Below are 25,586 nucleotides of genomic sequence, written 5' to 3' on the forward strand. Positions count from 1 at the left end.
GAGGACCGTCAGTGGATAATTATGGTGAACAGCTGCTCGTGGGGACGATCCCACACCAGCACGCGCGACTGCACACACGGCGGGACAAGATCGCTGTCATCGAAGGCTCGAGACGCCGACTGACGTGGGAACAAGTCAGTGAGCGGACCGCGCGCTTGGCACACGCACTCGCCGCACGCGGGGTCAAGCGTGGCGACAAGATTGCAGCGATCTTGCAGAATCGGGCCGAGTACCCTGAGATCGTATATGCCGCAGCTGGTCTCGGTGCAGCTGTGGTGCCGATTAGTTACCGCTTCACGCCGCGCGAGATGACCTACGCTCTCGACTTCGCCGATATCGTGGCCGTGGTGGTGGACGCCGACATGGTATCGACCTTCGTGGCAGCCAACGGGGTAGTCGGCCTCGCGCCGTACCAAGTTTTGGTGCTTGGTGAAGACCCGCCGGCAAACGAGTACTGCGACTACGAGACAGCCCTCGCAAGCTCGTCGGCGGAGATCGACTACCTCGTGGCGGAAGAGTGGGACGTCTACCATCTGGCGTTTACAGGAGGGACGACCGGCGATCCCAAGGCCTGCGAGGTGCCGCAACGCATCGCTGTCCAGAACTGGCTGGCGATCACAGCAGAGTTCGGGGTATTGGAGCATGATGTCACGCTCATCGCCGGCCCGTTTTACCACGGGCTCGGATTCGTTTGGGGCCTACAGCAACTCATGGTGGGTGGCACTGTCGTCATGCTGAGGACGTTCGATGCAGAGGAAGTATTGGGCACCATCGAGCGCGAGAAGGTGACCAGGGCGCCGATGGCACCGACGATGTACTCGTTGATTCTCGAAGTCCCCAGCAGAGAAAGGTACGACGTCGGATCGATGAGGGGGCTGGTATGTGCTGCCGCACCCCTGCTCACTGCCACCAAGGAAGCACTCCTGTCCTTCTTCGGTGGGGCGGGGCTGTACGAGTACTACGGGTCCACCGAGGGTGGGTTCTACTCGGTTCTCAAACCGGAGGACCAGCTCCGCAAGGTGCGATCAGTCGGGCTGCCATGGCCGGGGACAGAGGTCCGGATCCTGGACGAGGATGGTAAGGACGTCCCCTGTGGCGAGGTCGGCATGATTTACAAGCGTGGGCTGGCTCTGGGCGCTCGATATTACAAGAACCCAGAGGCGACAGCCGAAGCCTTCCGCGGGGAATGGATGACGAGCGGCGACTTAGGGCGACTCGACATGGAGGGCTACCTCTATGTGGTCGACCGAGCAAAGGACCTGATCATCGCCGGTGGGGTCAACATCTACCCCACGGAGATCGAGGAGGTAATTTCCCAGCATCCTGCCGTTGCGAGTGTTGCGGTAATCGGCGTGCCGCATGAGATATGGGGGGAGACTGTGGTGGCCTATATCGTGCCGAAGGCAGGTGTGGGTATCGACACGGCTGAACTCGATGCACTGTGCCGCGAACAGATGGCGTCGTTCAAGCGGCCGCGGATCTATGAGTTGGTCAGTGCCCTGCCACAGAACTCATCCGGCAAGGTGCTCAAGAACGAACTCAGGAAACTGGCTCAGCAGAGTTGACCTCAACTGACTGAATTCCTCCGGATGCTCGAATCGCGTCTCCGGAGGAATTCAGTCGTGGGCCGCAGGCGAAAGCGAGACGGGCAACGCGATGTCGCTGCTCCAGCAGCTCCGCTGCAAACTCGGCCCTTCTCCCAGGCTCTATCCAGCAGTACAGGAGTCTCCGGCGGCCTCGAACGTGGTGAGGTGGTCGAGGCACGCCGTGTGCCAGTGAGTGGCAATGATTCTTGAGGTATCTGCGGTTTCCTGGATCCGCCGCGGCTCGTTGCGTATCTGGGCACCAGCGTGGCGACGCCCGGTCGTTGGGTTTAAGGCAGGGGTAAGGAAAATTGCCAGACATTGACTCTCACCTGCGTTGACTATAGTGTCAACGAATCGATAGACTTGCGAACCAAGGAAGGCTTCATGACTGACGACTTACCTGACGCCTCGCCCGCGGCACTCGTGGAGGAGGCCCGCAGTGCCGGTCTCGACGCCGCTCGTGAGGTTTCTGTGGCGCGCCAGCACTCACTCGGGAAGCTGACCGCCCGCGAACGTGTCGAGATGCTCACCGACCCCGGCACATTCGTGGAGTTGGGCGGACTTGTCGGCCCAACTCGCGACACCGCGTTTGACGGGCACGTGGACGCCCCGGCCGACGGTATCGTGACCGGCACTGCGCAGATCGACGGCCGCCACGTCGCCGTCGCATCCTTTGATTTCATGGTTGCGGGGGGCAGTAACGGTGCGTCGGGCTCGCTCAAGATGGAGCGGCTGGTTCAGATCGCGCTGGACGAGGGCGTGCCGCTTGTCATGATCCTCGATGGTGGCGGGCATCGACTCCAAGAGGGGCTCGACTCCTGGCACTTCGCCTGGGGATTTTCGCTATTCGCGGAGATGGTCCGACTCTCCGGCTGGGTCCCGATCGTGGCCGTGATGGTAGGGCCGAACTTCGGTGGACCGACCAATTTCGCCGCACTGTCCGATTTCGTCGTCATGGTCCGTGGAATCTCCGCGATGGGCATCGCTGGCCCGGCACTAGTCAAGGCAGCCACCAACGAGGACATTACGAAGGAAGAACTCGGCGGGGCCGACGCACAGACTCGCCGAGGGGTTGCCGATCTGGCGGTCGAATCCGAAGAAGAGGCAATAGACGCCGTGCGTGTCTTTTTGTCGTACTTGCCGTCGAACAGTTCTCAGCAATCGTTACTTGCGGAATGCGTAGACGAGCATCCTGACGCTGCGATCATCGACTCGATGGTGCCCGCCAATACGCGCGTGGCATACGACGTCCGAGGCGTCGTCACCGCGCTCGCTGACGATCACAGTGTCTTCGAGATCAAGCCGACCCACGCCGCCAACGTGGTGACCGCGATGGGCAGGCTTGGGGGCCGGGCGGTCGGCTTCATCGCAAACCAGCCCCAGCATCTGGGCGGTGCTCTTGACAGCGCGGCGTGTGAGAAGGCGTCCCATTTCGTGTCGATGTGCGACGCGTTTGGTCTCGCGCTCGTCTATCTGATCGACGTGCCGGGGTTCCTGGGGGGCAGCACCGCAGAGGAAGCCCAGCTTGGCCGGCGCAGCGGGCGCATGCTCTTCGAATTGGGGCAGGCCACGGTACCGCGATTCAGCGTAGTCATGCGCAAGGGTTACGGCGCTGGCTATATCGCGATGAATGGGGGGCGCAGCTTTTCGGCCGATCTTGCGCTTGCCTGGCCCACCGCAGAGATCTCCGCTACCTCCATCGACGGGGCGCTTGACATTGCATACCGACGGCAAATTGCGGAGGCGGCTGACCCCGTCGCCGAGCGGACCGAACTGTTCAGTTCGTTTCAACGCCATATTTCGCCGCTAGCCGCCGGTCGCGGATTTGGGGTCGACGATGTCGTTCCTGCGTCCCGCACCCGGGCCCTGCTCGTTGATGCGTTGAGTCGCAAGCCGGTTCGGCACCCGAGCCGTGCCCCCCATAAGTCCCACTCGATCTCACCAATCTAGGACGCGCAATGCTCAAGAAAATCCTCATTGCCAACCGTGGAGAGATCGCGGTTCGGATCGTGCAGGCCTGTGAGACTCTTGGAGTCGGCTCGGTCGCGGTGCACACTGCCCGAGATGCCGCAGCCCTGCACGCGTCGAGTGCCGACGAGGCATTCGAGCTGACCCAGCACGGCCCGATCACGCCGTATCTCGATGCCGCAGCTCTGGTGGAGGCGGCACTCGAAACCGGCGCCGACGCCGTCCATCCGGGTTACGGTTTTCTCGCCGAGAGCGCGGCATTCGCGCAGGCGGTCACCGACGCCGGGCTCACTTGGATAGGCCCACGGCCACAGACGATCTCGTCGTTAGGGGACAAACGCCAGGCGCGGCGCATCGCGGTTGAGGCCGGGATCACGGTGGTTCCCGGATCGGACGGCGTGATCGAGGGCGTCGAGGAGGTCGTTGCGCTGGGTCGCACGGGTGGCTGGCCAGTCGTAGTCAAAGCCGCGCTCGGAGGTGGCGGTCGCGGTATGCGGGTCGTACACGACGAACGAGATGTCGCAGACTTGGTGGACGCCGCCCGGCGCGAGTCGCTCAAGGCTTTTGGCGACGACTCGTTGCTCGCAGAGCGGTTCATCGTAGGTGCGCGCCACGTCGAGGTCCAGATCATCGCAGACCAGTACGGCACTGTGGTGGCGGTGGGGGACCGTGAGTGCTCGGTGCAGCGGAGACATCAGAAGCTGGTTGAGGAGGCGCCTGCCTCGTTTGTTTCTCGGAAGGTTCGCGATGCCCTCGCGACAGAGGCGGAGCGGCTGATGGCGCACGTCGGTTATGTCGGGGCGGGCACTGTGGAGTTTCTCGTCCTCGACGACGAGCACTTCTTCTTGGAGGTGAACACTCGCATCCAGGTCGAGCATCCCGTAACCGAGGCGGTGACGGGAATCGATATTGTGGCCGAGCAGATTCGGGTGGCCGCTGGCGAGCGTCTCTCATTCGAGTGCATGCCGGAGGCTCGTGGCCACGCTATCGAAGTCAGGGTCAATGCGGAAGATCCGTTTCACGGGTTCGCTCCTGCGAGCGGGCGACTGGAGAAGTTCACGCTCACACCGGGTGCAGGCGTGAGGGTCGATGCTGGCTACACCGAGGGCGATGTGGTGCCTCCGGACTTCGACAGTCTCGTAGCGAAAGTGGTAGTTCATGCGCCAGATCGGGACCGGGCCTTACGTCGGCTCGCGCGGATACTCGACTCAGGTGTTGTGCGGGGCATGCCCACAACGCTGCCAGCGCTCGCGGATATCGTCGCACACCCGGACTTCGTCGCAGGTGAGGTGACTACTGAATGGTTCGAGCGGGTCGTCGAACCGACGCTCCGCGCCGACGATCCACGGGCACACCAGCGCGACGCCGACATCCTGGAGGTCTCTGGCGCACTGATACGCATCGCACGCCCGCCGACAGCCAGACGTGCCGCCAGTCGACGGCAGACGGGTGTCATGAGTTCAAGCGGAGGCGATGGTTCGGTGCGCAGCCCGATGATCGGGCTCGTCCTGGTGGTTCATGTGTGCGTGGGTGACGAGGTTGCGCGCGGAGATGCACTCGCGACGGTCGAGGCTATGAAGATGGAGAACATTGTGCGCGCGGAGCGTTCCGGGGTGGTGCGGGCGTTGAGTGTTGTGCAGGGCGAAACTGTGAAGCCTGGCCAGCTGCTCATGACCATGGAGACGGTCGAAGCCAAGGTCTGACCGGAGCGAAGTGTCTGTGAGACGTCAGCGACGAAGTCCGATGAGACGTTCGTAAATTGGCGAGAGCTTGGCGGCGAGAACCTCTATCCGTTGCGGCGAGGCTCCGGCATTCCGCAAGCTGTAGTGCAGCAGCACCGCCGTCATACTCTCGCTCGCGAGCGCGGCATCGATGCCCGGATCAGCGCTGCCCTGCTGCTGCAAGCGGATCACGAACCGCTGGGAAGTTCGGATCTGACCGTCCCAGAACGTCTCCCAGAGTTTCCGGACATCGGCATCGAGCTTGGCCTGCTGCTCGATGACTGTCAGCAGGCCAGCCTTACTGGTGTAGACCTCAAGGATCGTGGTGATCGACGAGGAGATGATCGCCCGGACATCCGTGCGATCGATCCCTGGGAGTCGTTGCGCCGCCGCGACATCGGCAATGAGTCCCTCGGTCAAGACCCTGAAGACCTCCTGGCGGGAGGTGAAGTAGACGTAGAAGGTTGCCCTCGCCACGCCCGCCCCATCAGTGATCCGGGCGATAGAGGCTTTGGCATAGCCGACATCGCTGAAAACGCGTTCAGCCGACTCAACCAGCTGGGTACGGGTAGCGCTATCGCTTCGATCGTATTCAGTCCGCTTGAACCATGCGGATTTTTCAGTGTCCTGCGTCATCACAGCTCCTGCTCTGGGCGTCCGGCTCGTCCACGAGCCTAGGGCTTCGTTGTCAAGGAGCGGATCAGCTCCTCCGACTTCGACCTATCACCTGCGTTGACATTATCGTCAACGTACTTCTATTGTGACACAAGGCACAGCTCTCGACCGCTCTTGGAGGAATCGTGTTCGACCACTGTCAATCTCTCCCCGAACTCCTATCGCTTCGCGCGGGCACAGATCCCGATGCGCTCTACATCCAGGATGCCGAGGCTGGCGCGGCGCTTACGTACGGAGAGGCAGACATACTCGCGCGGGGCTGGGCCCACGGACTGGCCCGCGCAGGCGTTCAGCGAGGCCGCACCGTGTTGACGATGCTTCCGCCGGGATTCCCAGCTATCGGGTCTTGGCTGGGAATCGCTTGGCTGGGTGCGTTGGAGGTTCCTGTCAACGTCTCCTACCGCGGCCGGATGTTGCGCTACATCGTCGAGGACTCGCTCTCGAACCTCCTGATCGTGCACGCCGACTACCTCCAGACCGTCATCGACGCGATTGGCGAGGACGTTGCACTCGACACGATTGTCGTGGTCGGCGGACCTCCCTGCCAGGTCGGCGGCATCACGGTTGTGGGCGAGGCGGACTTCTTGGCCGATGCGGATCCGGTGAAACTTGCAGCTCCGGCCGCACATGACATTGCGTCCATCCTTTACACGTCCGGGACGACCGGGCCGTCCAAAGGCGTTCTCGTGCCGTGGACACAGGCTCGACTGACCGGCACCGGCATCACTCCGCCGGAGCTGTTCGACGAGACCGACGGCTTCTATTCGCCTTTCCCCATGTATCACATGAGCGGCAAGGGTCCGTTGTTCGCGATGGCGCTAGTGGGCGGTCGCGTGATCATCCGGTCGCGTTTCAGCACGGATGCATTTTGGTCCGACGTCCGTACGTTCGGCGTATCTACCACGATCCTCATGGGTGCAATGGTCAACTTTCTTGTCGGTCAACCTGAATCCTCGTCGGATGCGGACAGCCCACTGCGCGATGCAATCATGTTGCCTCTCGCGGACAACCTGGAGGGATTCGAGCGCAGGTTCGGACTCCGCGCGCGGACTACGTTTAACATGACCGAGACCGCATGCTGCATTCTCAGCGAGGGCTACAACCTGGCCAACGTCAAAAGCTGTGGGCGAGTGCGACCAGGCTTCGAGGCACGAGTCGTCGACAGCAATGACAACGAGGTCGAACCAGGGGTGCTCGGCGAGCTCGTCCTGCGTAGCGAAAAGCCGTGGGCCCTCATGGCTGGTTACTGGAACAAGCCAGAAGCCACTGCCAATGCCTGGCGAAACCAATGGCTACACACAGGCGACGGCTTCACCTGCGACGCAGACGGCAATTACTATTTCGCGGACCGCCTCAAGGACGCGATCCGCCGTCGCGGTGAGAATGTCTCCTCCGCGGAGGTCGAGGCCGACGTCAATGAGCATCCAGCGGTACTCGAGAGCGCAGCAATCGCGGTGCCGTCAGAGCAGAGCGAGGACGAGATCAAAATCGTCGTCGTCCGTAAGCCAGGGGCTGTGCTTACTGCGGTCGACCTAGTCACGTTCCTTGAGGGGCGGATGGCGCGCTTCATGGTGCCGCGCTACATCGAGTTTGTAGATGAACTCCCGAAGACCCCGACACTGAAGATCCGCAAAGCCGAGCTACGTGCGCATGGCGTGACACCCGAAACCCATGACAGGGGAGACTCACGCCGAAATTCTGTGCGGGAAAACAGTATCAATGTCTGACACTCAGCGGACGTCGGCAGATGGTCGGAATGGCCCGGCGGCAACACTTACGCGAATCGATCACGTCGCCCTTATCACCCTCAACCGCCCCCACCGGCTCAACGCGGTGAACAGTGCACTCTCGAGCGCAGTGGGCAAGGCGCTGCAGACCCTCGATGACGACCCAGACCTGCACGTCGGCGTCATTACCGGCACGGGTCCGGCCTTCTGTGCCGGCGCAGACCTCAAAGCCCTCGCCGCGGGGGAATCATTCAAGTCAACCGAGCACCCCGAATGGGGGCTGGCAGGCCTCGTCGAGCACCGCGTCCAATCGCCGCTCGTGGCCGCGGTGAACGGCATCGCACTCGGTGGCGGCGCGGAGATTGCCCTGGCTTGCGACCTGGCTGTGATGTCCGAGGACGCTGTCTTCGGACTACCCGAGGTGCAACGCGGGCTGTTCGCCGGGGCTGGCGGACTGATCCGGTTACCCCGCCATATCCCGTCGAAACTCGCCCGCGAGATGGCGTTAACCGGCGATCCGATAGACGCAGCCACCGCACTGCGCTGGGGGTTAGTGAACCGGGTAGCGCCACCCGGCGACGTTCTCCCCATCGCGCTCGCACTTGCCGCCCGCATCGCAGGCCACGCCCCGCTCGCAGTGCGCGCGACCAAGCGAATGTTGTCCCTGGCCGAGGGGGCACATACAGGCTGGGATGCCAACCTATGGAACGAACAGGAAGCTCTCATTCATGCGATCCTCGCGAGCGGCGACGCGAGAGAAGGCGTGCAAGCTTTCGCTCAGAGGCGACTGCCAGCGGAACCGACTCGTAACCCACTCTCCCCACTTACCGTTTCACGATTACATGGACAACTCGGTGATCCCACCACCGAGCGATGAGTGATCCGTGGCCGGCGTCTAGGTGATTGAGTTCGCCCCGTCTCGCCCCTCACGCCTCGATGATGTTGGCAGATGTGAACTGACATCCTTCAAAGAACGGCTTTCTGTCGGACAGAAAATTCTCCAACGACCAGGATCAACTACTACTGTGTTTCGACTCTCGGTCGCTCCGACCTCAAAACGGAGTCCGGCGTGAGAGGGCGCGACGCTCGTCGCGGAAACTGCCGCGCTGCCAGGGAGCGCCCGCGTCTGCGAAGTAGACGTCGAAGTTGGTCGCGGCAGTGAACGCGCGGTGCTCGGCCATCTCGGCGCCTTGGTCCCAGGTCAGAGTTCCTCGCAGCGATGCGGGCAGATGACGGACGGTGGTGATGAGGGAGTCTCGGACGGCTTCGGCAGTCCGTTCACGTCCGAGGTGCCCGAGCATCACGAAGCGGGAGGAGCGTTCGACCAGTGTCGCGATCGCCGATCCACCCAGCGTGCCGATGATGAGGTCGCCTTCCTTACGTTGTTGTGGTGGGTGATTTCGAAGAATGTGTGTCGTAATGTCGCGATCACCCTCGGGTAGCGGGTATGGCACAGATCGCCCTGCCGCCGTCGGACGGCTCACTGGGAATGGCCGCCCGCTACCCGTCGATAACTCGACCGCTGATTGGGACTTACGACATCGATCGTTGGGTAAGGACGTGCCGGCGCGGTTATCGACAGGGTGAACAAAAGAAGGAACGGAGCGAAGGGACGGAGGCCACCGATGTCGGCTGTGTGGGCAGGAATCGACTCGGGAAAGTGGACGCATCATTGCGTCGTGATCGATCAGAGCGGAACGGTCTTGTTGTCCAAACGTGTCGAGAACGACGAAACCGTGCTGCTCGATCTCATCGAGACAGTCGTAGGGATTGCAGATGGCGACAACCTCTGCTGGGCAACGGATCTCAACTCCGGTGGCGCGGCACTACTCATCGCACTTCTGGCGGCTCACGGTCAGCAGTTGCTCTATATCCCGGGACGGGTCGTGCACCACGCCGCAGCCACCTACCGCGGCGACGGTAAGACCGACGCAAAAGATGCCCGGATCATCGCCGATCAAGCACGCATGCGCACCGATCTGCAATCCGTCCGCGGAGCGGACCAGATCAGTGTCGACCTCCGACTGCTCACAGCGCGTCGTACCGACCTGATCTGCGATCGGGTCCGCGCGATCAACCGACTCCGCGGCACCCTGTTGGAGTACTTCCCGGCGCTTGAGCGCGCTTTCGACTACTCCAAGAGCAAGGCCGCACTGACACTGCTTTCGGGCTATCCGACGCCGGATGGGTTGCGCCGCATCGGAACTTCCAGGCTCACCGTTTGGCTGAAGAATCGTGGCTGCCGCAACAGTGCCGCCGTCGCCCAGAAAGCCGTCGACGCGGCCAGCTCACAACGCACGAGACTGGCGACCCAGACGATCGGATCGACTTTGGTGACCAAGCTGGCCGCCGAGATCACGGTGATCGACCACGAACTGGCCGACCTCGATGCTCAGATCACCGAACGATTCACCCGCCACGAGAGCGCCGACGTGCTGTTGAGCCTGCCGGGGTTCGGGGTGGTGCTCGCTGCGACGTTTCTCGCGAACATCGGCGGCAACCTGGACGGATTCGACACCGTCGATCGGCTCGCTGCCGTCGCCGGATTGGCGCCGGTCCCGCGCGATTCCGGACGGATCAGTGGCAATCTCCACCGGCCCCGCCGCTTCAACCGCAGACTGCTCCGCACCTGTTATCTCGCTGCGCTCTCCAGTCTGAAGAACAGTCCGGCGTCCAGGACGTTCTACGACCGGAAACGACGCGAAGGGAAGTCGCACAAACAGGCTCTCATTGCGCTCGCTCGCCGCCGCATCAATGTCATCTGGGCCATGCTCCGCGATCACACCACCTACCAGGAACCCACTCCCGCCACACTGCCTCTCGTTGCTTGACAACAGCATTGAGATTCCCAATGTCCTGGAACTTTTCGCGAGTCGACCTCTGCCGGCCGATTGCTGATGGAGTTCATCGGGTCTACGAACCGGGGCCGGCGGGCGTCGGGCTGCCTATGTGGCTTGCGAGCAATTCGACCGCGCCGCAGTTGCTTTTGCGAGTTCTCGTGTGAGTTCGCTTCGGGCGTGGACGTAGATCGCCTGATAAATCGTCTCGGTGCTCGCGCGCATCTGCGGAGTGGTTGGGAAGTCCTTGATCAGTCGGTGACTGATCTGTTGCGGCGACCACCTTTTCGCCAGTTTCCCTTGGACGTAGGAACGAAGCTCGGCATTGGCAACCAGCTTCGCCTGCCGTGGCCTGGCCCGATGCTTCACCGACAGCCGATGTGCCGTGTGAGGCATATATCCCCTCGCCGAGATGGTGTTGCGCTTGAGTTCTCGGCTGATCGTCGACGGTGCGCGTCGCATTTCTGACGCGATCGCCCGGATCGACAACCCCGCGCGTCGTAGGTCCTGCAACTGCTCGCGTTCGAGCAGGCTGAGGTAACGGGGATGGATGATCTTCTCGACGACGTTGAGGTCGACGCTTCCGCCGATCGCGCGGGTTCTTCGTTCTGGCGCACCGTCATTGTTCTTTACCGGGTACCGCACCACCCGGCCGTCGGGATAGACCCGACCGCGGTTGATGATCGTGATGCCCTTGTCCCAGTCGGTCGCCGATCGGGCATCGGCCCCGACGCGGGTTCTGGCCTCTACGCGCGTGAGTCCCGCAGCTCGCAGACGTAGGAACTCTTCACGCCGCGGGTTAACCTTGCGCGCCTCGCTGGTCGATATCCCTGCTTTCCGCGCCCATGCATACGCGGTTGGCGGATGAATTCCCAGCTCATGAGCAACGGTCGAGATGATTTCCCGCTCGCGAACGAGCCGCAAGAACTCAGATTTCAACTCCGCAGGGTAAGTGCGCGGCGCCGCCCGCACCATGGTCAGCCCTGTCTTCCGCAACCAGTTGTAGCCGGCGTTTTCATGAACGCCGACCGCTCGCGCTGCGGCGCGGACCGTGCCACCTCTATCGAGTAATCGGAAGAATTCTCTGATCCGTGTACTTTTGCCAGCCATTGCAACACCTTCCAGTAGTTGTTGCGACGATTGCTGGAATACAAGGCGTGGGATGTTCCGTGATATCCGTGACCCACAGCTTATTCGGCTCGTCGCGAGTGAACTTGCGGTCCACGAGATCGCTCGCGGTCGGAGTCTGATGCTTGGAACGCGCACGCTTGTTTCCCGGAAGTCCTTTCACACCAGCAGCTCTCATCAGCAATTCGATGCAGCCGTGTTCAACAGCAATACCGTGGCCAAGGGTGAGTTCAGCGTGGATGCGTCGCGCACCGTAGGTACCGCGCGAGGCGGTGTGAACCTCGGTGATCAGCTGCGTCAGCCAGGCATGTCGCCGTGAGCGTTCTGAGGGTGGCCTGTTTCGCGACTCGTAGAAACCGGACTCCGACACCTCCGGGATCCGACACGAGGTCTGTACCGGTAGTCCTTCCTTGGCCATCACTTCGATCGCTTCGAACCGCCTTTTGGGAGCACCACCGACTTCAGCAACTCGGTGGAGCGTTTGGCGATGGCAAGCTCGGTCTCCAGTTCGGTGATACGACGACGGGCGGCGGCGAGTTCGGCGCTCTCGATCGAGCTCAGCCCCGGCTTCTGGCAGGTGTCGATGAGTTCCTGATTGCGCCAGTTGTAGATGGTTTGTTCGGTGACCTCGAGACCTGCGGCGACCTCGGCGACCGTGCGTCCTGACTTCAACAAATCGAGGACTTTCCGGCGAAACTCGGGCGGATAACGTCGGGGCATCGTGAACCTTTCTCGGGTGCATCAATGCCTGAAGTAAAACAAACGAACTCCGGAAAACTCGGGGTACATCGAAGTCCCCGGAAAATCCGGTGCGATTCAGCCATCGATTTCATGAACAACGATAGATCGCTTTTCATCGCGCAAAAACTCACCCGCATCGAGTACGTACACAGACAACGGATCATCGATGTCGGGCGGTAGATTTAACATCGCGAGTTCAAGAAGCTTGCACTACCGAATCAAGCCGTACGTACCGAAACAAATGGAAAAAGTCCGCGTCAACGACAAGAGAGGTGATACGGAAACCCTAGTGCAGCAGAGGTATTCGTCGAAGAGTCTCCCGGTATGGGTTGCACGACCATCGGCTTCGCCGTCCTCACCGTGATCTCGCCGACCCTTCCTCGACCGTGCAGGCCATCTCCACACGGTGGGGATTTGCCGACGCGAGCCGTTTGTGTCGGGTATTTAAGGCTCAGTATGGCGTCACACCCAGCGAATATCGCCTCAGCAGAACTTAAATTCAATCAAATTGGTAGACCGATCCGGGGACAGGCCGGAATTCATGGAATACCAAGAGCGAGTTTGTACTATTCATTCTGGGCAGCATCTCCCGAATGCGTTTTCTTCGATGCCAAGACAGCCGCTCCAATCAAACAATGAAGAGTGTCATCGTCACAGCAGATGCAAATTTGTACTTAGTTAGTGACCCAGTCGGCCATGACGTCGGCAAGTGCGTGAGCGCCGATGTTGCAGTCGCCGGGTTCGGCGAACTCGTCGGGGGAGTGGGAAATTCCGGTTGGGTTGCGTACGAACAGCATTGCGGTCGGTACCTTGGCGGACAGTATGCCGGCATCGTGGCCCGCCGCGGTGGGAAGGACCGGCACGTCACCGAGGTGGGAGAGTGCGCGTCGTAACTTCTCGCGCGGCTCGGAGGGGAACTCGACGATCGGCGTGATGGATTCGGCGAACACCGCCAGACCGATTTCGTCGATGTCAGAATGTTTGCGTGCCTCCGATTCGATCTGCGTGACGAGTTTGGTCAGAGTCTCCTCGTCCGCGGCCCTCGCGTCGAGCCACGCCTTTATTTCCGACGGGATAGCGTTGGCGCCGTTGGGAAGTACACGTAGTTTGCCGAAGGTCGCGACGGCCTCGTGGGAGGCAGCAGCAGTGCGGGCCGAATGCACGGAGGATGCGAAGGCGAGCATCGGGTCCCGGCGGTCGACGAGTCTCGTCGCCCCGGCGTGGTTCGCTTCACCGGTGAAAGTGAACTCCCATCGACCGTGCGGCCAGATCGACGACGCAACAGCGATGGGCTTGTCGACGAGATCGAGTGCTCGGCCTTGCTCGACGTGCAGTTCGACGTAGACGCCGACTCGGCTCACCAGGGAGTCGTCGGTGCCGATGTGCTCGGGTGCCCGACCGGCCTTGGTCATGGCCTCAGCGAGGGTGATTCCGTCGGCATCGCGCAGACCGAGTGCGCGCTCGGCTGTGAGCGCTCCGGTGGTGAGTTGGCTTCCGATGCAGGCGACTCCGAAGCGTGCGCCTTCTTCGTCCGAGAAAGCGGTGACGGCAATGGGGATGGACGGTACGACGCCCTTCTCACGCAGGATGTCCACGGCGGCGAACGCCGAGACGACACCCAACGGGCCGTCGAAGGCGCCGCCGTCGGGGACCGAGTCGAGGTGCGAACCCGTCACGAATGTGCCCGTCGGTTCACCGACCCAACCGTCCGGCATCCACCACGCCCACAGGTTGCCGTTGCGATCCTCCTCGACGTCCATACGTCGTTTATGCGCCTCGCCGCGGAACCACTCCCGCAACGTCAGATCGGCATCACTCCAGGCGAATCGGCGGTAACCACGCGTGCTGTGGTGCTGGCCGACGTCGAGAATGGAATTCCAGAGGGAATCGAAGGAAGTCATGAACGTGCGCGTCCTCTCGGGTAGATCACAGGAAAGTTCAGCTGGTTCTGCGGTTGTCGTGAAGGGTTCGTGGCCTGAGTCATCGTTGCCGGTTGCGTTCTCGGTCCGACAGTCCGCCCCAAATTCCGTGCGGTTCGCCTGCATCGATCGCGTAGTCGCGGCACTGCTCGAGCACAGGGAATCCGCCGCATACCGCTCTGGCATTTGCGGACTGTTCGGCGTCGTCTTCGCGTTCGAAGAACATGCTCACGTCGTGTGTCTGGCAATCTGCGCGCAGCTGCCATTCCCATTCGGAGGCAACAGGTGCCGGTAGCACGACCGGTCTTTCGTGTCTCATTGCTCGGCCTCTACTCGACATGATTGTCCGGGTACGCAGTGACTGCGAGGAAACGGATTGGGAGTTCGGAGAGGCTTTTCGGCCCGTGCAGGCCTTCGCCGTCGAGCAGCAACGAATCGCCAGGCCGAATGCGGTAGTCGGAGCCGTCGTGGGTGTAGACCATGTCGCCTTCGAGCATGAACAACAGTTCGGTGCCCGGGTGCGCGAATCGCGGGGAGATCGTCGACTCCTGTTCGAGAGTGACGAGTACCGCCTCGAGTCGTCGGTGCTGCCCAAAGAGTGCTCCGAGCATCTCGTAATGATGGCCGGCACGGGTTCCACGGCCGACGATGTGAGCGCCGTGACCTGCGGGGGTGTAGACGGACTCCCGCTGTGTGCCTGCTCCGCGGAACAGTGTGCTGACGGGGACATCGAGGCCCATCGAGAGCCTCGACAACGTGGCCAGGCTGCAGGAGGTCTGCGCGTTCTCGATCTTCGACAGCATCGCTTTGGAGATACCGACCTGGGTTGCCATGTCGCTAAGGGACAGTCCCGCATTGATCCGCAGGGTCCGTACTTGCGCACCGATGACTGCTTCGAACGACCCGGTGTCGGCGTCACCGGGCGCGACTTCCCGTGGTTCGGTGTCGTGAACGGTGCCGGGCGTGGGGATGTTCTTGACGGTGTGCGCTGCTGTCATGGTGTTCTCCATCTCTCGCTCGTTCCGGACCCGTGTGTGAGTGGTGACAGTGAACTCGACGACACTGAAGTCCTACTGCCCACACACGGGTGGCTGCAATCAGTAGCGGCCGGGGATCCAGTTCGTTCCTGCGAGTGGAACCCGTGCCATCGCGGACGCCTCGACCGTGAGCGCGACGAGGTCCTCGGGTTCGAGGTTGCGCAGGTGCGACTTGCCGCAGGCTCGGGCGAGGGTCTGCGCTTCCATCGTGAGCACACGAAGGTAGTTGGCCAGACGGCGCCCACCTTCGACGGGATCGAGATTCTTCGACAGCTCGGGATCCTGCGTGGTGATGCCCGCGGGGTCGCGACCAGCCTGGAAGTCGTCGTAGAAGCCAGCAGCGCTGCCGAGTTCCTCGTACTGCTTCTGATAGCGGGGGCTGTTGTCGCCCAATGCGATCAGAGCAGCAGTGCCGACGGCGACGGCGTCGGCGCCGAGGGCCATGGCTTTCGCTACGTCGGCACCACTTCGGATCCCGCCGGAGACGATGAGCTGGACCTTGCGGTGAACGCCCATCTCCTGCAGAGCCTGCACGGCCTGCGGGATCGCAGCGAGCGTCGGGATGCCGACATGCTCGATGAAGACGTCCTGCGTCGCGGCGGTGCCGCCCTGCATTCCGTCGACGACGACGACGTCGGCGCCTGCCTTCACAGCGAGTTTGACATCGTAGTACGTGCGGGTGGCGCCGACCTTGATGTAGATCGGCTTCTCCCAGTTGGTGATCTCGCGGAGTTCGATGATCTTAATCGCGAGGTCGTCGGGGCCGGTCCAGTCGGGGTGACGGCACGCCGAGCGCTGGTCGACCCCCATCGGAAGTGTGCGCATTTCTGCGACTCGCTCGGTGATCTTCTGGCCCAGCAGCATTCCACCACCGCCCGGCTTCGCGCCCTGTCCGAGAACGATCTCGATGGCGTCGGCCTTGCGGAGATCGTCCGGGTTCATTCCGTAGCGCGAGGGCAGGTACTGGTAGACGAGGTTTTTCGACTGACCACGCTCTTCAGCCGTCATACCACCGTCGCCGGTGGTGGTCGAGGTGCCCACTTCGCTGGCGCCGCGGCCGAGCGCTTCCTTGGCTTGACCGGACAGTGCGCCGAAGCTCATTCCGGCAATGGTGATCGGGATATCTAGGTGCAGTGGGAATTTCGCGTGTGTGTCGCCGAGCACGACGTCGGTGTCGCACTTCTCCCGATAGCCTTCGAGCGGGTAGCGCGACATCGATGCGCCGAGGAACAGCAGGTCGTCGAAGTGGGGGAGCTTGCGTTTGGCACCCCACCCGCGAATATCGTAGATTCCGGTCTCTGCGGCGCGCTGGATTTCGGCGATGACGCCGCGGTCGAAGGTCGCCGACTCGCGTGGCTGAGTAGCGGGGACGTATGCATTCATGGGTGTCTCCTAGTACGCGCTGACGTTGTCGACGTGGAAGTTGTAGAGCTGGCGGGCGGATCCGTACCGGGTGAACTCGTTCGGATCGTGGTCGATACCTGCGGAATCGAGCAGGTCTTTCAGCTCCGCGAGGTGCTCGGCCTGCATCTCCTTCTTGATGCAGTCGGCGCCCAAGGAGGCCACGGTCCCGCGGACGTAGATTCTTGCTTCGTAGATCGAATCTCCCAGTGCCTCACCGGCGTCACCGCAGACGACGAGGCGTCCGGCCTGTCCCATGAAGGCGCTCATGTGGCCGATGTCGCCGCCGACGACGATGTCGACGCCCTTCATTGAGATGCCACATCGAGCAGCCGCGTTGCCGTCGATGACGAGTAGGCCTCCGTGCGCGGTGGCACCGGCGGATTGGGACGCATCGCCCTTGATATGGACGCGACCGGACATCATGTTCTCGGCGACGCCGACTCCGGCGTTTCCGGTTACCGTGACCGTCGCCTTCTGGTTCATGCCTGCGCAGTAGTAGCCGACGTGCCCTTCGATGGTCACGTCGAGTTCGGCGTCGAGACCGCATGCGAGGGCGTGTGCACCCTGTGGCTGAATGATCGTCAGCGCCTTCGGTGCGTCGGGAGAGCTGAGAAGTTCGTTGACGTCGCGAGTGCTGAAGTTCTGAAGATCGATCGACCCTGTTACGGCCTCCTGGGTCGGGATCTCCTGCGTGGTGGTCACTGACGGTGCCATACGTACACCTCTTCCGGTTCGGGCTCGAAGATTCGGGCGTTCTCGATGCCTGGCAGATGTGCCAGAGCGCGGTATTCGGAGGCCATGGCCACCCAACGATCGGTTTCGGCGATGATGGCCGGTTTGCAGGAGATCGCGTCGCGGACAACGGCGAACGAGTCACTGTTGGAGACGAGCAGCGTGTAGAAACCGTCGAAGGTTTCGTTTAGCATCAGCAGTGCCTTTTCGAGATCGACGCCCTCGGCAAGCTGCTTCGCGACGAATCGTGCACCGACCTCGGTGTCGTTTTCGCTGTCGAAACTGACTCCGGCACGTTCGAGCTCGTGCTTGATCGACATGTGATTCGAGAACGAACCGTTGTGTACCAGGCACTGATCCGGTCCGACGGCGAACGGGTGCGAACCCTCTGCCGTGACGGCCGATTCGGTGGCCATGCGGGTATGTGCGACGCCCTGCCATCCGATCGCCTGGGGCAGCCCGAATCGGTGGGCGAGTTCGATCGGATTCCCCATCCCCTTGAGCACCGTCAGATCGTCACCGAAGCCGATGATGCGCGCGTCGGGAACGACCGCGCGGACTGCTGCGGTGAGCGCATCGGTGGAGGCTGCGCCGTGCAGAACTATCGTGGGGTCGAGGTCGTGACCGGTGACCGATACTCCGACGATCTCGGTGACCTTGGTGGCGAGTTCTGTTGCGCCGACGGAGGAATCGAGCAACGACACTGTGGCTTCCCCTGCTGGCGACCATGTCGGGTCGCCATAGACGGCCATGCCGGCCGAGTCCGGCCCGCGGTCGCACATCTGGTCGAGCATGTCGGTCAACAACGCACCGAGGTGGGGGTAGAGCGTGGCGTCACGCAGGTGAAGCCCGACGATTCCACACATAGTGTTCCTTTCCGAGACTGTGAACGCGCTAGAAGGCGGTGAGGTAGTGGTCGATCTCCCATGAGCTGACCGTGTTGTGCCATTCGAAGAACTCTTCGCGTTTGGTCTTCGCGAAGTACTCCGCGACTCCTGGGCCTGCGGCGTCGAGTGCTTCAGTGAGTACGGAGTCCTTTTCGAGGGCGTCCATCGCGTGCAGGAGGGTCATCGGCAGCATTTCGCTGGGAGAGTCTCCGCTGCCGGGCTTACCGGGGTGTAGTCCGCGTCGGACACCGTCGAGACCGGCTGCGATCGCGCCTGCAGCGGCGAGATACGGGTTCGCGGAACCGTCGCCGCCGCGGAGTTCGACTCGGTTCTTGTCCGGGACACGGAGGTAGTGGGTGCGATCGTTGCCGCCGTAGGTGGCGTAGCGCGGTGACCATGTTGCCCCGCTCGCAGTCGCGGTCGCGCCGGTTCGCTTGTAGGAGTTGACGGTCGGTGCTATCAGGCCCTGCAACGCGCAGGCGTGCTCGAGAATTCCGGCGACGAAGGCGTAGGCCGTCGGCGACAGTCCGAGGCCCTGTTGGTCGTCGGCGTCGGGGAAGACCGCGCCCGCGTCGTTCCACAGCGAGAGGTGCATGTGCAGCCCGGTGCCGGTGCGGGTGGTGAAGGGTTTGGGCATGAAAGTGGCTTGCATGCCGCGTTTCTCGGCGATGACCGACAGCAGGTAGCGCAGCGTGATGACCCGGTCCGCGGTCGTCATGGCGTCGGCGTAGTCGAAGTTCTGCTCGAACTGACCGTTGCCGTCCTCGTGGTCGTTGGCGTAGTTGCCCCAGCCGAGGGTGTTCATGGCTTCGGAGATCTCGGTGAGGTGGTCGTACATGCGGGTGACGTCGCGGGCGTCGTAACAGGGGTTGGCGCTGGTGTCGCCGCGGTCGGCGGTGACGAGTTCGCCGTCGACGCGGTTGACGAGGAAGTACTCGATCTCGGCACCGACGTTGACCGACATTCCCAGCTCCGCGGCCTTGCGTAGCTGCTCCTTGAGGATGACGCGGGGTGCGTACGGCCACGGCTTGCCCTCGACGTGTGGATCGCAGTGCACGATCGCCAGACCCGGCTTGACGAAGGGGATCGGGGTGAAGGACGCCACGTCCGCGATGGCGACGAGGTCCGAGTCCTTGGGTTCCTGACCCATGTGACCTGCGGCGTAGCCGGCGAAACCGACTCCGTCGTCCTCGAGTTGCTTGACTGCCTGGATAGGAACGAGCTTGGCGCACGGCTTCCCGGACAGGGTCACGAACAACGCGAGGATGAACGTGGTGCCGCTGGCATGGGCGACCTCGGAGAGGGTGGGCGAGGAGGTTTCGGCGGGCAGTGAGGTCTCGGTGATCGGTGCGGCCTCGGATGTGTCTACAGCCATGAGGGTGTCCTTTTCGAGTCTGATGTCGGCCGGATCTGTTCTGTCGGTCAGGGTCATCGCATTTCTCCGGCGCCCTCGTACGGGTGGAGACTGAACAGAAGGTCATCTTCGGCGAAGCGCGAGTAGCGGAAGTCTGCGGGATTGACGTTCGGCAGCGAGGTTTCGTCGTCGATCAGCAGGTCGGCCACGAGCTTGCCCACTGCCGGGGAAATCTTGAAGCCGTGGCCGGAGAATCCTGTTGCCAGGAAGAGGCCGTCGACGGGGGAGGGGCCGATAATCGGGTTGTAGTCCGGGGTGACGTCGTAGGCACCCACGTACGAGCTGGTGATTCGCGGATCGGGCATGTCGGGCAAGCGATGTCCGAGCTTGACGATGTTCTTCTCGATCGCGGCGTCGTCGGCGCGATTGACGTACTTGTCGGGATCGATGTACTCCGGTGCCTGGTGATCGGAGTTGCCTACAAGGAGCTCACCGTTGGGCTCGCGGCAGATGTACTGCAGTCCGGCGAGATCGGACAACACCGGCACCTCGGGCGTCGGAACACCCTGATCGATCAGAACGAGCTGTGCGCGTTGCGCTTTCACATCGAGGTCGACGCCGACACCCGCGGCCAGGGCAGGCGCCCACGGCCCGGTCGCGAGGATGACGTGTTCTGCGTGTACCTCGGATCCGTCCTTCAACGTCACGCCGTACACGGCACCCGACGCGTTCTGCAACAGGGACACCACCGGTGTGCTCTGACGGATCTTGACGCCCATCTTTCGGGCGGTGGCTGCGAATGCCATGCCTGCCATGTACGCCTCGCCGCGTCCGCCGAGAGGTTCGTAGGCGAACAGTGCGAAATCGTCGAGATGCAGGCCCGGCCAGAGTTCGGCCATCTTGTCGTGGGCGATGAATTCCGTTGCGATGCCGAGCCCCTGCATCATCGCGATGTTCTTTTCGAGGGGCTTGACATTGTTCTCGCCGACTCCGACGACGTAGCCGCACTGGCGGAACGCCATGTCGTCGTCGAAGATTTCCGTTGCGCGAGTGAAGATGTCGATGCCGTACCACGACATCGCGGCCAGCGACGGTGTGCCGTAGTGGCAGCGGACGACGCCGCTGGACTTGCCGGTCATGCCCGAGCAGAGGGTGTCCCGTTCGAGGACCAGAACGTCCGTCTCGCCGCGCTCGGCGAGCGAGTAGGCGATGGCGAGTCCTTCGAGTCCTCCGCCGATGATCAAGAACTTGGTCGTGTCGCTCACGTGTCGATCCTTACGATGGCAGGTGGTCTTGCACCCGATCAGGAATGCTGCTGTTCAGGGATGCTGCTGTCGATCTGGTCTTGCGACCGCTGTTTCAGCAAGTGAATCACTGTTGTCCACTATGAAACAGTTGATGTGTGACAAACACGTTACGAATGCGTCAGGGCGGCATCACAGTTTCCTAGCAGTGGTTGTTGTTTCATGAACGCAAGGCTGTGATTTCCACCCGGGTGATCGTCCCGATTCCGACCATCTCGACGGCGGAACGGCGCACGAGCAGGCAGTCTCCGCTGTGCGCTGTGTGTCCTTCGGCGTCGATGCGGCCGCTGTGCACGTAGGCGACGGTGACGGTGTCGGGATCGGTGTGCAGTGCTGTGTCTCGAAGGTCGTGAATCGTGACCGCCGCTCGGTAGGAGTTGCGGTCGACCATCACGTTGAACGCACTGGTGGAGCCGGCGGGGACGCATCGAAGATCGACCTCCCCGTCGAATGTGAAGGGGCGGAGTGGGGCGACGTGCGACGTCGTTCCCGCGAGCTCGAGATCGACACCGTGCGGACCGACGATCGTGAAGATGCGGTCGAGGCCGGGGAACGTGGAGAAGATCGACGGAGTGTCTCCGAGGTCAGCGATGCTGATGCGCCATCCGGGATGTGCTCCGCCGTCGACGGCTACTTCCTCGGTGGTTCCTGCCCCGTTCTTCCATGGTGTGCGCAGGCGATCTTCCCGGCGAAGTGGGACGATAAGGTCGGGCATGGTGAGTCTCCTTGTGAATAAAAGGGATTCAAATTCCAGCCGTGGCAGGAGTTTACGTACCGTTCACGGCGAAGCGAACCGTGTTAACGATCGCGTTGGTTTACTCTTGGTGTACCACGGCCACCGATGAGAACCTATTTGCGGGTGGCGCCCCTTCATTCTTCGATCACGAACTAGGTGGATCACATATGAACGAAGCCGTCGCCGCCGCAGACACTGCGTGGATGCTCGCAGCCTTCGCGGCTGTCTCACTGATGGTGCCCGGCCTCGCCCTGTTCTACGGGGGCATGGTCAGCGTTCGGAGCACATTGAACATGGCGATGATGACGTTCGGCGCTTTCGCCGTCGTCGGAATCCTCTGGATCGTCTTCGGATACTCGACCGTCCTGGGCAACTCGATCGGTGGAGCCGGCATCCTCGGTAACCCTCTCGAGTTCTTCGGCTCGAGTTCACTGCTCGACGCCCCCGCCGAACCCGGCTTGCCGCCTGCGCTGGTGTCGGCCTTCCAGCTGTTATTCGCGGGAATCACCGTCGCACTGATCTCGGGCGCGGTCGCCGACCGTATGAAATTCGGCTCATGGATGGTGTTCGCCGGACTCTGGGCCACGCTGGTCTACTTCCCAGTCGCACACTGGGTGTTCGCATTCGACTCCTCCGACGGTTCGGTCGCCGGTGGATGGATTGCCAACAAGCTCGCCGCCATCGACTTCGCCGGTGGAACGGCAGTGCACATCAACGCCGGAATCGGGGCGCTCGCGCTCGTCATCGTGCTCGGTCGTCGTTCGTTGTTCAACAGCCCGCCGCGGCCGCACAGCCTCCCGTTGACGATGCTGGGTTCGGGCATCCTTCTCTTCGGTTGGTTCGGCTTCAACGGCGGATCGGCGCTGGCCGCGGGCAACAGTGCCTCGGTGGTCGTACTCAACACCGTCGCCGCCGCGTGTGCCGGAATCATCGCGTGGCTCGCTGTCGAGCGCATTCGAGAGGGTCACGCCACCTCGCTCGGTGCGTCCTCGGGGTTGATCGCCGCGCTCGTGGCCATCACCCCAGCATGTGGCGCGGTGTCGCCGATCGGCGCCCTGATCGTCGGCGGACTCGCCGGAGCGGTGTGCTGCGTCGCGGTATCACTCAAATACAGACTCGGATACGACGATGCCCTCGACGTGGTCGGCGTACACCTTGTCGGCGGCATCCTCGGAACCGTCCTCGTCGGATTCCTCGCGACCGAAGCTGCACCCAATGCGGCCGCAGGCCTCTTCTACGGCGGCGGCGTCGATCTGCTTTGGCGTCAGGTCGTCGCCGTCCTCGCGGTACTGACGTACAGCTTCGTCGTCACCTGGATGATTGCAATGGTTCTCAAGAAGACGACGGGCATCCGTGTCGATCACGACATCGAACTAGAAGGTCTCGACGTCGCGGTGCACGGGGAGACGGCATATGTCCTCGACGCGCCCGGCCCAACTTCTCGCGCAGTCAAAGCAGCTGATGCAGTCGCAGCGGCCGAGGTCATCACGACGAATTCGGCAAGAGGGACCGCGCCCTCGCGCTCTGAATGAGAAAAACGTCCGGCAAGATCTGCAGACCGTCCGGCAAGATCTGCAGACACAGTGCAGGTCCTGCCGTTTCGTTCGTCAGTCCTCGTGGTGATCAGGGTATGCGGTGACAGCCAGGAACTTGATGGGCAGCCTCACGAGATCGTGTGGCCCGTGCAGTCCTTCGCCGTCGAGCAGAAGTGAATCTCCAGGGCGCAGCGTATATTCCGACTCTCCGTGTCCGTACACCATGACTCCTTCGAGCATGTACAACAACTCGGTACCCGCGTGCTGGAATAGTGGGAAGACCTCGCTGGCGTTGGTCAGTGTCACCAGCACAGGTTCGAGTCGTTTGTGTTGTCCGCGCAATGCACCGAGAAGTTCGTAATGGTGTCCGATACGCGTGCCTCGACCCACGATCGTTGCACCGTGGCCGGCCTCCACGTAGACAGCATCGCGCTCGGAGTCTGCACCGCGAAACAACGACGTGACCGGAACGTCTAGACCTGCTGCCAGGCGCGCGAGAGTGTTGAGGCTGCAGGATGTCTGTGCGTTCTCAATTTTCGACAGCATTGCCTTGGAGATGCCGACCTTGATCGCCATGTCTCCGACCGAGAGGCCCGTCGCTCGTCGAAGTGCCCGAGCCTGTTTGGCGATCACTCGTTCGAGATCTGGTCCGGTCGGCGTGTCCTGGGGGACCTCTCGCTCGACCGCGTCGAGAATCTGTTGTGATGGGTGATCGGTTATTGGATCGTCTTCTGGCACGCACTTATCCTAAACCGCCGTTCACCCTCAGTGGACGAAAGCGGTCGGTAGAACGGTTATCTAAATCGGTCTTTGAATCGCAAGTAAGTGTTTGTAGTGGCCAGCCCCGGGCCGGTGGGCCTTGACCCCGGAAACTGGACACGGGGTTTGTGATTACGCGGCTTGCTGCAGGCTATCGGATGTGTGAGCGTTTTCGTAGTCGGTGGGACTGAGATAGTTGCAGTACGAGTGCCGGCGTCGGGTGTTGTAGCGGGTGATCCACCGGAACACCGCGAGCCTTGCCGCCCGGGGCGATTCCCAGCGGGCTGCGCCTTGCAGCGTTTCGCGTTTGAGTGTCGCATTGAACGACTCGGCCAGGGCATTGTCCGCGCTCGTGCCCACCGCTCCCATCGATTGTGCAACACCCAAATCCGCGCAGATCATCGCGAAACACTTTGAGGTGTACTGACTTCCGCGATCGGCGTGGAACACTGCACCGGCAAGACCGCCGCGGGTGCGAGCTGCGGCCTCGAGCGCGTTCTCGACGAGTTCGGTACGCATGTGCTCGGCGATCGACCAGCCCACCAGGCGTCGGGAGAAGCAGTCGATCACCGTGGCCAAATACAAGAACTCACCGTCTCCGCATGGCAAGTACGTGATGTCACCGACGTATCTGGTGTTCGGTGCGGCGGCGGTGAAATCACGGTTGAGCAGGTCCGGCGCCGGAGTGTCGGCTGGTTCGGCGATGGTGGTGCGGTGTTTTCGGCGCAGCCGCAGGCCCTCGATGTTGTTGGCACGCATGATCCTTGCGATCCGTTTGTGATTGACCCGCTGGCCGGTGGGTTGTCCGTGATTGATCTCGGCGGTGATCCTGGGCCGCCCGTAGGTGTTGTCCACCGTGTGGACGGCGCGGATCTTCTCGGCGAGTTCGAGGTCGGCGATTGCGCGGGCAGCCCGCGTGTCGGCGGCGTTGATCCATGCGTAGTACGACGAGCGGGCGATATCGATGACCTGGCACAACCGCTTCACCGGGTAGGTGTCGGAGTGGTCTGCAACGAACTGGAAGCGGTTCACCAATTCGTCTCTCCGGCGAAATATTTTGCCGCCGACCGCAGGATGTCTCGCTCGGTTTCGAGCTTGGTTTTCTCCGCTCGCAAGTGTGCAACCTCGGCGCGGAGCCTGGCGGCTTCCTGCTCGGGTGTCTCGCCGGTGCCGGGCCCCGGAGCGGTGGCGGCGGGTCTGCGGATCGGGATTCCCGCGTTCTTCAGCCATGTGGTCAGGGAGCCGTGGGATATGCCGAGGTCGGCGGCGATCCCGGCTACGGTCGCGCCGTCGGTGTCGCGGTACAGCGCGACTGCGTCGCGGCGGAACTCTTCGGAGTAATTTTTCTTTGCCATCGGGTTAGATCTTCTCGCTTTCCCTGGTCTGAGACCAGGATCAAGCGTGTCCAACCCGCGGGGTCAAGGCCCGGTCACTACAAACACTTACATGCGATTCAGAAGCTAGACTTGCGGCCCCGGTCGTGTCGGCGGGCCATGTCTATTCCTTCTGGTGCGTTGATGGCCGATGTGTGGACGG

24 protein-coding genes are annotated in these 25,586 nt (G+C 62.2%); 8 read left to right on the forward strand and 16 right to left on the reverse strand.

Translation table 11 applies throughout. From position 1 onward, the window contains the following. Nucleotides 1–11: 11 nt before the first annotated feature. From CJ178_RS31905 to CJ178_RS31915, 3 genes are all read left to right on the forward strand, one after another. Complete coding sequence (locus CJ178_RS31905) at nucleotides 12–1,565, forward strand: class I adenylate-forming enzyme family protein (RefSeq protein ID WP_179300916.1); 1,554 nt, start codon at nucleotides 12–14, stop codon at nucleotides 1,563–1,565. 405 nt (nucleotides 1,566–1,970) lie between these two features. Further along, nucleotides 1,971–3,536 (forward strand): acyl-CoA carboxylase subunit beta, encoded by a 1,566-nt coding sequence (locus tag CJ178_RS31910; RefSeq protein ID WP_095889030.1) that lies wholly within the window; start codon nucleotides 1,971–1,973, stop codon nucleotides 3,534–3,536. Nucleotides 3,537–3,544: 8 nt separating this feature from the next. Beyond that, nucleotides 3,545–5,257, forward strand: coding sequence for an acetyl/propionyl/methylcrotonyl-CoA carboxylase subunit alpha (locus CJ178_RS31915; RefSeq protein ID WP_095889031.1), 1,713 nt, complete (start codon nucleotides 3,545–3,547; stop codon nucleotides 5,255–5,257). Between the two features lie 24 nt (nucleotides 5,258–5,281). Here CJ178_RS31915 and CJ178_RS31920 read toward each other — a convergent pair whose 3' ends face one another. Next, nucleotides 5,282–5,911 carry a TetR/AcrR family transcriptional regulator gene (locus CJ178_RS31920; RefSeq protein WP_095889032.1) on the reverse strand — a complete coding sequence of 210 codons (630 nt, stop codon included), beginning with the start codon at nucleotides 5,909–5,911 and terminating at the stop codon, nucleotides 5,282–5,284. A gap of 164 nt (nucleotides 5,912–6,075) precedes the next feature. On the opposite strand from CJ178_RS31920, the gene CJ178_RS31925 reads away from it, so the two are divergent. Together CJ178_RS31925 and CJ178_RS31930 are read left to right on the forward strand one after the other, a co-directional pair. Continuing rightward, nucleotides 6,076–7,677 (forward strand): AMP-binding protein, encoded by a 1,602-nt coding sequence (locus CJ178_RS31925; RefSeq protein ID WP_095889033.1) that lies wholly within the window; start codon nucleotides 6,076–6,078, stop codon nucleotides 7,675–7,677. Beyond that, a complete protein-coding gene (locus CJ178_RS31930) occupies nucleotides 7,670–8,554 on the forward strand; it encodes a crotonase/enoyl-CoA hydratase family protein (protein ID WP_095889034.1) in 885 nt (294 codons plus the stop codon). The genes CJ178_RS31925 and CJ178_RS31930 overlap by 8 nt, the downstream gene beginning before the upstream one ends. Before the next feature lie 175 nt (nucleotides 8,555–8,729). Here the strand turns inward: CJ178_RS31930 and CJ178_RS33795 are convergent, their stop codons facing one another. Further along, the gene (locus CJ178_RS33795) at nucleotides 8,730–9,161 is read right to left on the reverse strand and encodes an IS30 family transposase (RefSeq protein ID WP_373557498.1); all 432 of its coding nucleotides are present in this window, start codon (nucleotides 9,159–9,161) and stop codon (nucleotides 8,730–8,732) included. A 141-nt stretch (nucleotides 9,162–9,302) separates the two neighbouring features. On the opposite strand from CJ178_RS33795, the gene CJ178_RS31940 reads away from it, so the two are divergent. After that, entirely contained in the window at nucleotides 9,303–10,508 is a 1,206-nt protein-coding gene (locus tag CJ178_RS31940; protein ID WP_095889035.1) for an IS110 family transposase, read from the forward strand. 114 nt (nucleotides 10,509–10,622) lie between these two features. On the opposite strand, the gene CJ178_RS31945 is transcribed toward CJ178_RS31940, so the two are convergent. The 3 genes from CJ178_RS31945 to CJ178_RS31955 are packed head-to-tail and all read right to left on the reverse strand — an operon-like array spanning nucleotide 10,623 to nucleotide 12,362. After that, on the reverse strand, nucleotides 10,623–11,624 hold the full coding sequence (locus CJ178_RS31945) for a helix-turn-helix domain-containing protein (protein ID WP_257013653.1): 1,002 nt from the start codon (nucleotides 11,622–11,624) through the stop codon (nucleotides 10,623–10,625). Then, the gene (locus tag CJ178_RS33800; protein WP_095889036.1) at nucleotides 11,575–12,060 is read right to left on the reverse strand and encodes an IS3 family transposase; all 486 of its coding nucleotides are present in this window, start codon (nucleotides 12,058–12,060) and stop codon (nucleotides 11,575–11,577) included. The genes CJ178_RS31945 and CJ178_RS33800 overlap by 50 nt, the downstream gene beginning before the upstream one ends. Then, entirely contained in the window at nucleotides 12,060–12,362 is a 303-nt protein-coding gene (locus CJ178_RS31955; protein WP_095889037.1) for a transposase, read from the reverse strand. The genes CJ178_RS33800 and CJ178_RS31955 overlap by 1 nt, the downstream gene beginning before the upstream one ends. Before the next feature lie 350 nt (nucleotides 12,363–12,712). Between CJ178_RS31955 and CJ178_RS33805 the strand changes: the two genes are divergently transcribed. After that, entirely contained in the window at nucleotides 12,713–12,880 is a 168-nt protein-coding gene (locus tag CJ178_RS33805; protein ID WP_218833774.1) for a helix-turn-helix domain-containing protein, read from the forward strand. Nucleotides 12,881–13,057: 177 nt separating this feature from the next. Here CJ178_RS33805 and CJ178_RS31965 read toward each other — a convergent pair whose 3' ends face one another. From CJ178_RS31965 to CJ178_RS32005, 9 genes are all read right to left on the reverse strand, one after another. Beyond that, a complete protein-coding gene (locus CJ178_RS31965) occupies nucleotides 13,058–14,284 on the reverse strand; it encodes an allantoate amidohydrolase (protein WP_095889039.1) in 1,227 nt (408 codons plus the stop codon). 79 nt (nucleotides 14,285–14,363) lie between these two features. Continuing rightward, the gene (locus CJ178_RS31970) at nucleotides 14,364–14,621 is read right to left on the reverse strand and encodes a WhiB family transcriptional regulator (protein WP_095889040.1); all 258 of its coding nucleotides are present in this window, start codon (nucleotides 14,619–14,621) and stop codon (nucleotides 14,364–14,366) included. Between the two features lie 10 nt (nucleotides 14,622–14,631). Next, complete coding sequence (locus CJ178_RS31975) at nucleotides 14,632–15,300, reverse strand: helix-turn-helix domain-containing protein (protein WP_095889127.1); 669 nt, start codon at nucleotides 15,298–15,300, stop codon at nucleotides 14,632–14,634. A gap of 99 nt (nucleotides 15,301–15,399) precedes the next feature. Beyond that, nucleotides 15,400–16,722, reverse strand: coding sequence for an FMN-binding glutamate synthase family protein (locus CJ178_RS31980; RefSeq protein WP_095889041.1), 1,323 nt, complete (start codon nucleotides 16,720–16,722; stop codon nucleotides 15,400–15,402). Nucleotides 16,723–16,731: 9 nt separating this feature from the next. Further along, nucleotides 16,732–17,457: a protein glxC gene (locus tag CJ178_RS31985; RefSeq protein WP_095889042.1), complete on the reverse strand. Its 726-nt coding sequence runs from the start codon at nucleotides 17,455–17,457 to the stop codon at nucleotides 16,732–16,734. After that, nucleotides 17,442–18,341 (reverse strand): class II glutamine amidotransferase, encoded by a 900-nt coding sequence (locus CJ178_RS31990; RefSeq protein WP_095889043.1) that lies wholly within the window; start codon nucleotides 18,339–18,341, stop codon nucleotides 17,442–17,444. Before CJ178_RS31990 ends, CJ178_RS31985 begins: the two co-directional genes overlap by 16 nt. A gap of 28 nt (nucleotides 18,342–18,369) precedes the next feature. Further along, entirely contained in the window at nucleotides 18,370–19,737 is a 1,368-nt protein-coding gene (glnT, locus tag CJ178_RS31995) for a type III glutamate--ammonia ligase (protein WP_095889128.1), read from the reverse strand. Between the two features lie 53 nt (nucleotides 19,738–19,790). Continuing rightward, a complete protein-coding gene (locus CJ178_RS32000; RefSeq protein WP_095889044.1) occupies nucleotides 19,791–20,981 on the reverse strand; it encodes an NAD(P)/FAD-dependent oxidoreductase in 1,191 nt (396 codons plus the stop codon). A 199-nt stretch (nucleotides 20,982–21,180) separates the two neighbouring features. After that, nucleotides 21,181–21,735 carry a HutD/Ves family protein gene (locus tag CJ178_RS32005; RefSeq protein ID WP_095889045.1) on the reverse strand — a complete coding sequence of 185 codons (555 nt, stop codon included), beginning with the start codon at nucleotides 21,733–21,735 and terminating at the stop codon, nucleotides 21,181–21,183. Between the two features lie 188 nt (nucleotides 21,736–21,923). Between CJ178_RS32005 and CJ178_RS32010 the strand changes: the two genes are divergently transcribed. Then, entirely contained in the window at nucleotides 21,924–23,288 is a 1,365-nt protein-coding gene (locus CJ178_RS32010; protein ID WP_095889046.1) for an ammonium transporter, read from the forward strand. Nucleotides 23,289–23,363: 75 nt separating this feature from the next. On the opposite strand, the gene CJ178_RS32015 is transcribed toward CJ178_RS32010, so the two are convergent. Both CJ178_RS32015 and CJ178_RS32020 read right to left on the reverse strand, forming a co-directional pair. Then, entirely contained in the window at nucleotides 23,364–24,029 is a 666-nt protein-coding gene (locus CJ178_RS32015) for a helix-turn-helix domain-containing protein (RefSeq protein ID WP_257013657.1), read from the reverse strand. A 153-nt stretch (nucleotides 24,030–24,182) separates the two neighbouring features. Next, nucleotides 24,183–25,405, reverse strand: a protein-coding gene (locus CJ178_RS32020) for an IS3 family transposase (RefSeq protein WP_095888597.1) whose coding sequence is annotated in 2 segments (ribosomal slippage) — nucleotides 24,183–25,099 and nucleotides 25,099–25,405 — 1,224 coding nt in all. Because the reading frame shifts where the segments join, the coding sequence is not laid out codon by codon here. Nucleotides 25,406–25,586 lie beyond the last annotated feature (181 nt).

The organism is Rhodococcus sp. ACPA4 (assembly GCF_002300185.1).
Lineage (GTDB): Bacteria > Actinomycetota > Actinomycetes > Mycobacteriales > Mycobacteriaceae > Rhodococcus_F > Rhodococcus_F globerula.